Source organism: Mangrovimonas sp. sgz306409 (genome assembly GCF_059735265.1).
This window is the reverse complement of record NZ_JCAPEU010000020.1, coordinates 1-10,683: the sequence shown is the minus strand read 5'-3', so window position 1 is coordinate 10,683 and position 10,683 is coordinate 1. Positions and strand designations below refer to the sequence as shown.

The 10,683-nt window shown below is 30.2% G+C and carries 15 protein-coding genes; all 15 read right to left on the bottom strand.

All coding sequences use genetic code 11. The annotated features are described in order from the left end of the window. Positions 1–39: 39 nt before the first annotated feature. On the bottom strand, positions 40–1,008 hold the full coding sequence (locus tag AC6I5C_RS17570) for a hypothetical protein (RefSeq protein WP_497906307.1): 969 nt from the start codon (positions 1,006–1,008) through the stop codon (positions 40–42). 123 nt (positions 1,009–1,131) lie between these two features. Beyond that, the gene (locus tag AC6I5C_RS17565) at positions 1,132–1,680 is read right to left on the bottom strand and encodes a hypothetical protein (protein ID WP_497906306.1); all 549 of its coding nucleotides are present in this window, start codon (positions 1,678–1,680) and stop codon (positions 1,132–1,134) included. Positions 1,681–1,831: 151 nt separating this feature from the next. Next, positions 1,832–2,287 carry a hypothetical protein gene (locus tag AC6I5C_RS17560; protein WP_497906305.1) on the bottom strand — a complete coding sequence of 152 codons (456 nt, stop codon included), beginning with the start codon at positions 2,285–2,287 and terminating at the stop codon, positions 1,832–1,834. 132 nt (positions 2,288–2,419) lie between these two features. Then, entirely contained in the window at positions 2,420–2,986 is a 567-nt protein-coding gene (locus AC6I5C_RS17555) for a hypothetical protein (RefSeq protein WP_497906304.1), read from the bottom strand. A 148-nt stretch (positions 2,987–3,134) separates the two neighbouring features. Next, positions 3,135–3,746 carry a hypothetical protein gene (locus AC6I5C_RS17550; protein ID WP_497906303.1) on the bottom strand — a complete coding sequence of 204 codons (612 nt, stop codon included), beginning with the start codon at positions 3,744–3,746 and terminating at the stop codon, positions 3,135–3,137. A 155-nt stretch (positions 3,747–3,901) separates the two neighbouring features. Continuing rightward, positions 3,902–4,450, bottom strand: a complete 549-nt coding sequence (locus AC6I5C_RS17545) for a hypothetical protein (RefSeq protein WP_497906302.1) — start codon at positions 4,448–4,450, stop codon at positions 3,902–3,904. A 189-nt stretch (positions 4,451–4,639) separates the two neighbouring features. Beyond that, complete coding sequence (locus AC6I5C_RS17540) at positions 4,640–5,476, bottom strand: hypothetical protein (RefSeq protein ID WP_497906301.1); 837 nt, start codon at positions 5,474–5,476, stop codon at positions 4,640–4,642. 151 nt (positions 5,477–5,627) lie between these two features. Then, the gene (locus AC6I5C_RS17535; protein WP_497906300.1) at positions 5,628–6,113 is read right to left on the bottom strand and encodes a hypothetical protein; all 486 of its coding nucleotides are present in this window, start codon (positions 6,111–6,113) and stop codon (positions 5,628–5,630) included. Between the two features lie 150 nt (positions 6,114–6,263). Next, the gene (locus AC6I5C_RS17530; protein WP_497906299.1) at positions 6,264–6,695 is read right to left on the bottom strand and encodes a T6SS immunity protein Tdi1 domain-containing protein; all 432 of its coding nucleotides are present in this window, start codon (positions 6,693–6,695) and stop codon (positions 6,264–6,266) included. A 156-nt stretch (positions 6,696–6,851) separates the two neighbouring features. Then, the gene (locus tag AC6I5C_RS17525; protein ID WP_497906298.1) at positions 6,852–7,394 is read right to left on the bottom strand and encodes a hypothetical protein; all 543 of its coding nucleotides are present in this window, start codon (positions 7,392–7,394) and stop codon (positions 6,852–6,854) included. A 158-nt stretch (positions 7,395–7,552) separates the two neighbouring features. Next, positions 7,553–7,867: a hypothetical protein gene (locus AC6I5C_RS17520; RefSeq protein ID WP_497906297.1), complete on the bottom strand. Its 315-nt coding sequence runs from the start codon at positions 7,865–7,867 to the stop codon at positions 7,553–7,555. 63 nt (positions 7,868–7,930) lie between these two features. Further along, positions 7,931–8,392: a hypothetical protein gene (locus AC6I5C_RS17515; protein WP_497906296.1), complete on the bottom strand. Its 462-nt coding sequence runs from the start codon at positions 8,390–8,392 to the stop codon at positions 7,931–7,933. A 130-nt stretch (positions 8,393–8,522) separates the two neighbouring features. Next, positions 8,523–9,113, bottom strand: a complete 591-nt coding sequence (locus AC6I5C_RS17510) for a hypothetical protein (protein WP_497906295.1) — start codon at positions 9,111–9,113, stop codon at positions 8,523–8,525. Positions 9,114–9,277: 164 nt separating this feature from the next. Beyond that, positions 9,278–9,784, bottom strand: a complete 507-nt coding sequence (locus AC6I5C_RS17505; RefSeq protein ID WP_497906294.1) for a hypothetical protein — start codon at positions 9,782–9,784, stop codon at positions 9,278–9,280. A gap of 166 nt (positions 9,785–9,950) precedes the next feature. After that, positions 9,951–10,640: an SH3 domain-containing protein gene (locus AC6I5C_RS17500; protein WP_497906293.1), complete on the bottom strand. Its 690-nt coding sequence runs from the start codon at positions 10,638–10,640 to the stop codon at positions 9,951–9,953. Between the last annotated feature and the right edge of the window lie 43 nt (positions 10,641–10,683).

Below are 10,683 nucleotides of genomic sequence, written 5' to 3'. Positions count from 1 at the left end.
AAATCAGAAGCAATGAATTATACACTGTGTTGTACACAGTTATTTTTTTATAAGATTTTTTAATTCGGTTGAATCAATTTTGATTAAATTCATTTTTAACTTTCCGCTAATGTCACTATTTAAAATGCTTTTTTCGGCAAAATAATCATTGCCTTTTTTACCAATAATTATTAAGGATGTTTCATTTTTTAGTGGGATATCTGTAAATATTAAACTGTCAGATTTTCGATAATCAGAAATAAATGAATTTAGGCCTTTGTATAAGAAAAATGAGTTTATATAGTCCAATTTTTTTATGTTTAAACTTAATTCATAACTTATTTTTGAGTCTGGATTTAAAAATTTGTCAACATTTATCCATCCAAAATTATCAATAAGTATAGGTGGATTTAACCACCATTTTGATTCAATATTTATATCCTGATAATATTGAATTGAATCTATTGGTATAATTTTTTCTCTATAAGTTTCGACACCACGATATCTTGAAGTTAATTCATAATCGAGAATTGAAAATACAGTATATGATTCATTGTTCTTAAACCATTTTATTTGTCCTAATGAATCTAAAACTCCATTAAAAATTCTGTCTTCTTTTCTGAATTCTTGCGCAAACTGCAATTTTAATTTTTTGTCTTTTTTTAATTTAATTTTTTTATCCCCAACCTTAAAGTCCAAAAAAAGTACTCCATTAGATTCTAAAAGTTCGTTTTTGTCGGTAATTGTATTTAAATTGTCAGATATTAGTTCTAATCGACTGTAATATTCTTTTAGTTCTAAAGTCACTTTAGCGTTTTCGTCAATGTCAAAATCATCTCGATTAAAGTAGATTTTTGTTCCTTTTTCTCCAATAATTTCTTGTACGCTTATTGTGTCTAATTCAAATACTTGTTTTTCTACAATAAGAATATTTTGAAAAGGATTAGTAGGTTCAAATTCAGTTATATCTTTTTTACAACTAAAAATTGAAAATAAAACTAAAATGTATGTTATGATTTGGTTTTTCATAATTGTGTACAACGGTCCGTATAACCGTCAGTTATCGGATTAAATATACTGTATTTTTGTTTTAGAACGGGTGTTAGCAATTCCGAGTGGATTCGGACGTAGTCGAATCCGCCGTAATTGCGGTTATACAGTGTTGTAGCCAGTTATTTTTATTCGTTTTATTTGGTTGTCGTGTTGTATTTCAATTTTATTCATTTCATTTTGGTCAAGTCCATTATAAATAGAAAAGAAATTTTCATTATCAGAATCTGACTCTTTTTCTAGTACAAATTCAATTCCGGTAAGAAATTCACTATCCATTGAATAAGTCAAGATATTAATTCCAGTTATCGGTTTGCTCAAGTTTTTAACCAATTCTGGCTTTCCATTTTCTTTCCATTCAAGAGGCATTTCGTTTCCGCTCCCGTACCAATCCAGTTTCTCTGATAATTCAAAAGAGTTTATAGTCAAACTGAAATCAGTTAGCTGATATACTGTAAACTCAAATCTGTTTCCATCCAATTCTAGTATTACTGGTCCATCGGCAAGCCATTCATTTTCATTAATATCCCACATAACCCAAAATCGGTCAATTTTTTTTCCGATGAGTTCCGATAGAGTTTTCTCAAATTCATTCTTAAAACTCTCAGGTTTAGTATGAAATTTTGGTTTATATGATGGAATTCCAAGCATTCTGTGCTAATTGGCTACAACGGTTTGTGTATAGTTTCGTTGCGTGAAAATCCGCAGGATTTTCAGGGTTAAGGAACTAAGATAGTAAAGTTGCGAGGATTTTCCGTGAGGAAAATCAGAAGCAATGAATTATACACTGTGTTGGCAATAGTTATTTTTTTACAACTGACATTTCGGTCGTTTCGAATTCCTTTTGGTCATTTTTAAAAATTACTTTTTCCAGTTTAATAATCTTAAATGTTAGTTCATTTTCTTTTTTATTATTTATTATCAAGATTGAATCCTTTTTGTTCAAGTTCCATTTTCTTAGATCAAGCGAATACATATGATACTTTTTATCGTAAAAATTCAAGTATTTATTCCCCACAAACTTTAAAATGATCGATTCAGTGTCGTCATAATATTCTGACTCTTCAAATAAATCATTGAATCCTTTTATGGGATTAGAACACCTGATAAATTTAAGAGTATCAGATTTATAAAAAAGACTGTCTTTATTTGAAGTAAACCACTCTGACTTTCTGAATTCTTTATTTGAAATGGATTGCGAAAACACCAATTTAGAAGTCAATAACAGAATTAAAATATTAAAGAATCTGATGTTCATAATTATTGCCAACGGTTTGTGTATAGTTTCGTTGCGTGAAAATCCGCAGGATTTTCGAGTTAAGAAACTAAGGTAGCAAAATTGCGAGGATTTTCCGTGAGGAAAATCAGAAGCAATGAATTATACACTGTGTTAGGCAATGTTTTTTAATTCGGTGAATGTTAAATCGGGATTTTCAAATTCGTACGTATCCTTTTTTCCATTTTTTGAGTTCTCAATGATTAATTCAGACGCATTCCTTCCTCGATTAACATTCAGTTCTCTTTTTCTAATTTTTGAACCTGTAACTCCTTTTTGATAATATTCTTGTCCGATTATCAGTCCGTTATTCAATTCGGGATTTTGAAAATTGATTATAAACATTGAAATACTCGGGACAAATAACAACAACAGATTTAGTAATATTAAATTTCCGTCGAGGTCAATTATCTTGGTTAATGACACTATGTTTAGAATTAAATAAATAATTGGGATAGCAAATAATTCGAGTATGGATTTTTTGTTTTTAAATTCTAAATATTTTAATTCTCCGCTGTGGATTTTTTGATTTAGAGAGTTGACATAATTGCTTTTATAAAAAACATAACCAATAATTAAAATCAGCGATAAAAATACAGTTAAGGTCAGACTAATTTGAAATGTAAAAAAGTAAATTACAATTGAGATTGCCCAAAGTATAAAAAATTCAGTTTTAGTCATTTTCAAATATTGCCTAACGGTTTGTGTATAGTTTCGTTGCGTGAAAATCCGAAGGATTTTCAGGGTTAAGAAACTAAGATAGTAAAGTTGCGAGGATTTTCCGTGAGGAAAATCGGAAGCAATGAATTATACACGGTGTTGGCAAACGTTATTTTTTTATTATTACACCACTCCAAATAGTAACTAAACATACTGTTATCAAGGTTAAATTAGATAGGTTTATTTTTCTGTTTACAATCAGAGAATAGGTTATAAAAACAACTATAATAGCGGTCAACATAATAGCTAAGTAAAGTCCGAATTTAGTTTCCATTATGGAATCTTGTCGTTTTATTTTTCCCTTGTTATGGCTTACTAAAGCTTTATCTAAATCTCGCATTAATTCAACAAACTTGTCCGAATTACAAAAGTTACTATTTGAACTTAATCTTTTTGTTGTTCCGTCAGTTAGTGTTAGTTTAAGTCCAGCACCTTTTAACCAATGTATTTTATAACTTTCAACATTTTCAAATTCTATTTTTTCATTGTTCCATTCCAATCGGTTGGAAGTTAATTTGAAGTCAGTTGATTTTATGATTAACTTTTTAATTGCAACAAAATAGATTATAGAAACTAAAAGTCCGATTACTAATTTGAGTATTGAACCATTTAAGAATTCGTTTAATATTTTGATAGTAAAATAAAAAACAAAGGCAGTCGAAAAAAGCAAAACCAACAATTCTGTCGGTTTCGTGTATTTAACTTTTTCGTATATACGCATTATCGGTATTAATGTTTGCCAACGGTTTGTGTATAGTTTCGTTGCGTGAAAATCCGTAGGATTTTCGTGTTAAGAAACTAAGATAGTAAACTTGCGATGATTTTCCGTGAGGAAAATCGGAAGCAATGAATTATACATGATGTTGTGTGTAGTTTTTATTCCCATGTAATTAGTTCGGATGTTGCTGATAAAATTTCCCCGTTTATCTTTTCAATTTCTATGGTAATTTTTAGAGGCTCATTATTACTCGGTCGGATTGTTAGATACATGTATCCAAGATTGACTTGAGAAGGAAGAAAATTATTAACATTTCCAAGTACGTAATCTCCATTAGAATTTGTTCCTCTAATGGACACGAATTCGTTTAATTCAGTATCAGCAGGAAGGTTAGAGTTAAAATCCGAATCGCTAGTAATTGAAATTCTAGTCAGCGGATATTTATCTCCACCATAACCTTTATCACAGTCAATTGTCGCATAAAGATTATTACCGAAATTAAAATTTGTTTTTAGACTTGATAGGTACTCAGTCTCAAGATATCTCACGCCAAAGGAAAGACTGTCATTTTCCATCACGTAAGGGTTTTGAACGGATACCTCAATATTTTTGTAGTCATAAAACTCGTAATCTTTGCATTGTTCAAAGCAACTTATCAAACTGATAAGATTTAGAGAGAAGAAAGCAATCAAGATTTTCTTTTTCATATTTTGCTTTTTTAATAGATGCAAAAGTTGTTTTTAGGTTGCGTTATATTACACACAACGGCTCGGCTATGAGTAGTTGCGTGGTTTAGCGATTAACTTTGCAAGTACAAACCGAACTGAAAATCCTCGAGGATTTTCAGAAGTAGGCGAGAACAAGCAATTACTTATAGCCATTGTTAGGCATAGGTTTTACATATTTATGGTAAAGTCAGGACCTTTATAAAGTTCTGATTTTTTTATTTTTCCAGTGTATCCCAAATCAATAAGTTCTTTTGTTTTTTCTTTCAAAATTTCATCGGATACCCAAGGGTCAAAAACTATCTCTTCAATAATGTCATTTAAGTTTAAATCAATGCGAAGAATGTTAGAAGAGTTATCATGTTGTGTATCACTTTCAGTTTTTACAATAATTCTAACTTCTTCTTCGTAAGCAAATGGTATTCTTTTTATTAATAAAGTTAAAGCGAATTCCATACCACTTTGAAAATTTGTGAAATCAACTTTTTTGTCAAAGTATTTTACATATTCTTCATTTTCAACATACTCTACTTTGCCAATAAAATAAGATAAGTAATGAAACTTATTGTTTATATCATAAACAGCTTCAAAAAGCTTTTGAGTATTAGTTTTAACTTGAATAGCAAATTCATTTTCGCCTTTGTAATTTCTCCATAGTCCATCACATTCTTGTTTCAACGACCAACACTGACTGTAATATGAATTTCTAACAGGTTCAAAAGATACTTCTAATCCGTCTTGTGTTTTACCTTTTGCTCTTAAAAAAAAGTTTTCAAATGGGTCTTGCCATAAATGTGGATGAACAAGTGTCAATTTATTGTCCTTTAAATCATTTTTGAAATACTCGTAATTGAATATTCTATAAAGATTTTCTTTTAAATCTAGTTCTACAGAATTAACTTCAAGGTATTCGTTTTTATAGTCAGAATCTGTGAGTCCTTTTTGTCTTTTCTCAAAATCAATTCTAACTATCGATTTTCTTCTTTTCTCGTGGTCGTATGGTTTCATTCAGTTTAACTTATGCCTAACGGTTCGTATAACCGTCAGTTATCGGTTTGGTTTACTTTTTTTTTCGGTTTGGCACTGACCTTAGCAATTCCGAGTGGATTCGGACGTAGTCGAATCCGCCGTAATTGCGGTTATACATTGTTGCCCACAGTTATTTTTCAAGTATTCTTTTTTTCAGTTTGTTAAAATTCAACCACTCTTTCGATGGATAATCTCTTATTACAAGGGTACTATCTCGACTAATTATTTCATTGTTAATTCCACTATGAGCTATTAACGCTTGGTTGGATAATTTCATTTCAACAAGCTCTTGAATACATAATTCAATAAGTTTTAAATCTTCTTTTGTCGATTTAATCATTTTCTTTTCGTCGTAGTCTTTTCTTTCGTAATGAATAATAGGATCTTTTTTACAATCCATTATACGTTTTCTATATTCGATAAATAATGGACCTTTATATTCAGTTCGAAAAACAACAATTGATTCATTATTTCCTCCCCATTCTCCACATTTATCATCAGTATGATTAAACTCAATTTCTTTAAATGAGTAGAATTCAAGAGAATTTTGGTCATTTTGACTATAGCCATAAAATGTCCAAATCAAACACATAAGTATTATATTTATTATTTTCATTCGATTCGGTTTTTAATTGTGGGCAACGGTTTGTGCAAAATAATGGCGCGTTTAAAAGTACGTTTTTGTCGGCCGAAAACAAAGCTAGCCAACTAGACTTAACCTTTCGTTTGGCCGTCAACCCGCGCTATTTTTTGCACTTTGTTGTGCCTAGTTTTTTATCTTAATTTCAAATTTATCACCGTCTTTCATGTCTTTTATTTGAAAGCCTATTTCGCCACTGACAGCAATTAATTCTTTGAAGTCAATTTTCGCCAAATTATTCTCTTTAAAAACTCCGCCTAAAATTGAAGGCACTTTCAAACAATATTTCTGTCCAGTCTTTAATTGTCCAAGTTTGCTTTTTGCTAAGTCAACTAATTTTGCCATTTCCCAATCGATCTCGAATTCTAGGTCGTCAAGAATTTGTTTAAGTTCTAATTCGTTGTCAGCGATTTTGTCACAGGTAATGTCTTCTGGAATTAATCTCCAAAAGTCACCTTTGTCAGTTTGAAAGATCACGTTTCCAAAGTCATTCGTGAGTATAATTTTGGAAGCTTTAAAACCTTTCCAATTCCAAGATTTATTTATTGTCGTGATCATTTTTCAAATTAGGCACAACGGTTTGTGTATAGTTTCGTTGCGTGAAAATCCGATAGGATTTTCGGGTTAAGAAACTAAGATAGCAAAGTTGCGAGGATTTTCCGCGAGGAAAATCAGAAGCAATGAATTATACACGTTGTTACCCAACGTTTTTTATTATTCAAAAAGTTCATTAATATTAATATTCTCTTTGTCTTTCAGATAATTTCTTACAAGTTTATTATAGCATTCTAGATTGTCATAAACCTGACAACCAAGTTCAAAGTTTTCTATTCCGTATTTCTTAACATTTTTCGATAAATTTCCTGAACCAACAAATCCACCAGAAAAATATTTAATCTCTTTATTTTTTAAGTCAGCTTTGAATCGGTCTGTTATTTTTTCGCAATCCAATTCGTGATATTCAGAAAGTTGGTTTTGGATTTGTACACTTTCGTAGATTTGAGCAATCAAGTATAGGTTTAGAACTAAACAAATTCCAAATGCTCCAATCATTATTTTGGTCATTAAATTCTGCCAATTTTTATTGAAATAATATAGTCCAACGCATAAAATTCCAATTCCAAAAAATACTTTAGCGTATTGCAATTCAACAGGATTAAAACTTGTCTCAGTATAAGCGTTGTATTTGTTATAAAAAGACAAACCAAATGCTGAAATTCCTAAAATCAGAATTATGTATTTAGTTTTAGCGGTCAATTTTTTTTTTTAAAATGTTGGGTAACGGTTTGTGTATAGTTTCGTTGCGTGAAAATCCGCAGGATTTTCGGGTTAAGAAACTAAGATAGTAAAGTTGCGAGGATTTTCCGTGAGGAAAATCGGAAGCAATGAATTATACACTGTGTTGTGCAACGTTTTTATATTCCTATCCATAACATTTTTAGATAATAAACTACCAATGCTAAAATTCCAAATCCTATTATCAGAATATTTGATTTAATAATTTTGGACATAATCATACAAAAAAGACCAATTGTTAAAATCAATCCGCCCGCTATAAACGGACTATTCAAGTCAATAGAAATTCTCTTTGCATTTTCTGTTATCTCATAAACATTGGAATATCGATTTAATATTAAAAATGCGAGGAATGTCATAATGGTTATCCAAATCAAAAGTCCATTAGCGATTACTTTTATCCATCGTTTGTCATTTAATTCAGATATGGTCATAGTTGGATTGTTTAGGTATTAAATTGGTGATTTGATTCTTTCTTAAATGTTGTGAAACATTTTTTATTCAAATCGGTAAACTTTGTTTTTCTCTAAAACTATTAATTCAGCTTTTTGTCCGATTGAATTAATATTCTCGATTATTTCGTCCGCAATCTTTTTTGCTTTTTCATATTTCACGTTTCCATTGAAAGTGAATTGAATTCCAGGTATTTCCCAAGAGAAACTAAATTCATCTTCTCCAACAATATAAAATGGACAATCGTCTTTGATCACTTTTTTCCATTCAAACGAAATGGGAGTCATTATTCTGTCGTATTCTTCATTTGGGATTTCATCAACTCCAGTTATTAGAAACTCGAAATTTTCTCCAGTCCAATTTGTTCTGTCAATATTTTGGTCATTTAATTCTGTTTTCGAATCAGAGAGAACAGTAGGTTGTTCGGTAATTTTTTCAATCCGATTATTCTCTTGGATATTATCCAATTGGTTTAGTTTTTTCTTTAAAAAACGGAGAAATTTCATTTTTTGGTCAATGTTGCACAACGGTTTGTGTATAGTTTCGTTGCGTGAAAATCCGCAGGATTTTCAGAGTTAAGAAACTAAGATAGTAAAGTTGCGAGGATTTTCCGCGAGGAAAATCGGAAGCAATGAATTATACACGGTGTTGTACAACGTTTTTTAATTTTTTCATTCCGAAATGGTACAAACAGAAAACTACTAAAGAAACTAAAATTTTCCCCAATAGTCCAACAACCATAACTCCTGTATCAATTCCGTATTCCTTACTTAAGGTCCAACTACTTGGTAAGTAATCGCGGTGTAATGTTACTACTAGAATTACAAATCGTTCAAATGTTATAACAAAGAGTAGACTGATTATAATTCTATTAATTAAATATTTTTTTATGAATCGTATTCGATATGCCTGGGTCAACAAAAACCAAAATATTGGTTGAATCCATATTGCGTAAGCATATTTTCCCGTCAATCGATTGATATATTCCACTTTTTCCTTCTCATTTTCTAATCCTAAATAGAAAACCATAATTCCGAAAAGCCACAAAATAATCCAGACAAAGCCTAGATAAATTATTAACTGAACAGCACTTTTGTCAAAATCTGAAAGAACTGTTTTGTCTTTTAATAAAGCTCTCAAAATGAAGTAGATTATTGAGTAAAATCCGAATCCAACAAAAATGTCAATTCTTATGAAGTCAGTAATGAAATTTAAGATTTCAGTCAAAAGTGAATTTTTTTATCTAATGTTGTACAACGGTTTGTGTATAGTTTCGTTGCGTGAAAATCCGCTAGGATTTTCGGGTTAAGAAACTAAGATAGCAAAGTTGCGAGGATTTTCCGTGAGGAAAATCAGAAGCAATGAATTATACACGGTGTTGTGCAACGTTTTTAATCTTTTATAAGTTGTTTTCTTAGGATAAAATTAGTTGGTCTAATTTTTTTCCCTTTTATATCATCAAATGTCAATGTTAAATATAAATCATCATCTTTGACTGAATATTTCATTGAACTTTTTTCAATTTTATTTCTGCTACTTTTAAAACGAATTTCAATTACCTGTTTCGAAGGTTTAACTTTGTATTTACCCTCGATAGTAATTTTATTATTAGTTATTCTTAAATAACTACCATCTTCATTAAAAACAAAGTAATTATTTGAATTTTGTTTTTTATGGTATTCATTTATAGCATCTATATCCTTATACTTTTTAAGAAATTCAGGAATCATCTTTTTAAAATCTTCTGAATAAGAGAGGGAATCCGTAATAGTATTATAACTCAAAAGATGGGTTTCGATGCTTATCATTTTCCACTTTCCAAGTAAAAAAGAATTTTCTTCTTGTGAAAAGGAAGATATATAAACAAATAATAGAACTATGTTGAAAAGATGTTTCATATATGATTTTCTTATTCGTTACAATGTTGCACAACGTGTTGTGTATGATTTGTTGCGTGTTACAGCAACTAATTTAGTAAAAAAACAAAAGCGATAATTCAGCGCGAGGATTTTCCGAAAGGAAAATCAGAAGCAATGAATTATACACGTTGTTGGCTACAGTTTTTTAACATCCTGGTTCTTGAAAAAATGATATGATTTTCCATTCTCCATTTACTTTAGCAATTGTCATTTCCTTAATCAATTCGTAAGATGTCAAATCTGCAGAAACATAACCTATTTCTCCTGTTTCAAGTTTTATTTCCAGCCAATTTATTCCATCAACGGTTTGATAAGTCGTTTTTTTTGTAGTCAGAATGTTGCAATCACAGTTAAATTTTTCAAATGATGCTTTTCTAATTACTTTAGCTTTTAAACTTGGCTTTTCTCTAATATTTACATTTTCTCCAAGAATTATTACCTCATTGTCTGAATCAACGTTCTTTAAGTAAGAAGGTCCGTAAAAAATTATTGAGTCGTGTGGAACAATTCTTTCAGGATTTTCGTCAACAGCTCGGATAAATCCAAATCTTAATATTTTAAGCATATCATTCCAAGATTCCTCTGCGCCTTCTTTGAAATAGTATTTTAAAAAGTCCGTTTGGTTACATCCCGGATAACCGCAAACATCTTTACTTTCATAAACTCTTTCAGCAAGAAATTCTTTTAACTTGGTCGTATCTTTTTTTATAACACAATTCAATAACTCATTCTTGAATTTTAAAAAGTCTAAATCCAAGTATGATTCATCATTTATCAGTTGAGCATTTGCACTTAAGCAAAAAAGTCCGATTAATATGTAAATTAAGTTTCTCATTCAAATTGTAGCCAACGGTTTGTGTATAGTTTCGTTGCGTGAA

Excerpts from the sequence above, each read along its gene's own strand:
- AC6I5C_RS17550 (WP_497906303.1), bottom strand. The coding sequence starts at position 3,746 with ATGCGTATATACGAAAAAGTTAAATACACGAAACCGACAGAATTGTTG.
- AC6I5C_RS17560 (WP_497906305.1), bottom strand. The coding sequence starts at position 2,287 with ATGAACATCAGATTCTTTAATATTTTAATTCTGTTATTGACTTCTAAA.
- AC6I5C_RS17535 (WP_497906300.1), bottom strand. The coding sequence starts at position 6,113 with ATGAAAATAATAAATATAATACTTATGTGTTTGATTTGGACATTTTAT.
- AC6I5C_RS17555 (WP_497906304.1), bottom strand. The coding sequence starts at position 2,986 with ATGACTAAAACTGAATTTTTTATACTTTGGGCAATCTCAATTGTAATT.
- AC6I5C_RS17505 (WP_497906294.1), bottom strand. The coding sequence starts at position 9,784 with ATGAAACATCTTTTCAACATAGTTCTATTATTTGTTTATATATCTTCC.
- AC6I5C_RS17545 (WP_497906302.1), bottom strand. The coding sequence starts at position 4,450 with ATGAAAAAGAAAATCTTGATTGCTTTCTTCTCTCTAAATCTTATCAGT.
- AC6I5C_RS17540 (WP_497906301.1), bottom strand. The coding sequence starts at position 5,476 with ATGAAACCATACGACCACGAGAAAAGAAGAAAATCGATAGTTAGAATT.
- AC6I5C_RS17520 (WP_497906297.1), bottom strand. The coding sequence starts at position 7,867 with ATGACCATATCTGAATTAAATGACAAACGATGGATAAAAGTAATCGCT.
- AC6I5C_RS17515 (WP_497906296.1), bottom strand. The coding sequence starts at position 8,392 with ATGAAATTTCTCCGTTTTTTAAAGAAAAAACTAAACCAATTGGATAAT.
- AC6I5C_RS17565 (WP_497906306.1), bottom strand. The coding sequence starts at position 1,680 with ATGCTTGGAATTCCATCATATAAACCAAAATTTCATACTAAACCTGAG.
- AC6I5C_RS17570 (WP_497906307.1), bottom strand. The coding sequence starts at position 1,008 with ATGAAAAACCAAATCATAACATACATTTTAGTTTTATTTTCAATTTTT.
- AC6I5C_RS17530 (WP_497906299.1), bottom strand. The coding sequence starts at position 6,695 with ATGATCACGACAATAAATAAATCTTGGAATTGGAAAGGTTTTAAAGCT.
- AC6I5C_RS17500 (WP_497906293.1), bottom strand. The coding sequence starts at position 10,640 with ATGAGAAACTTAATTTACATATTAATCGGACTTTTTTGCTTAAGTGCA.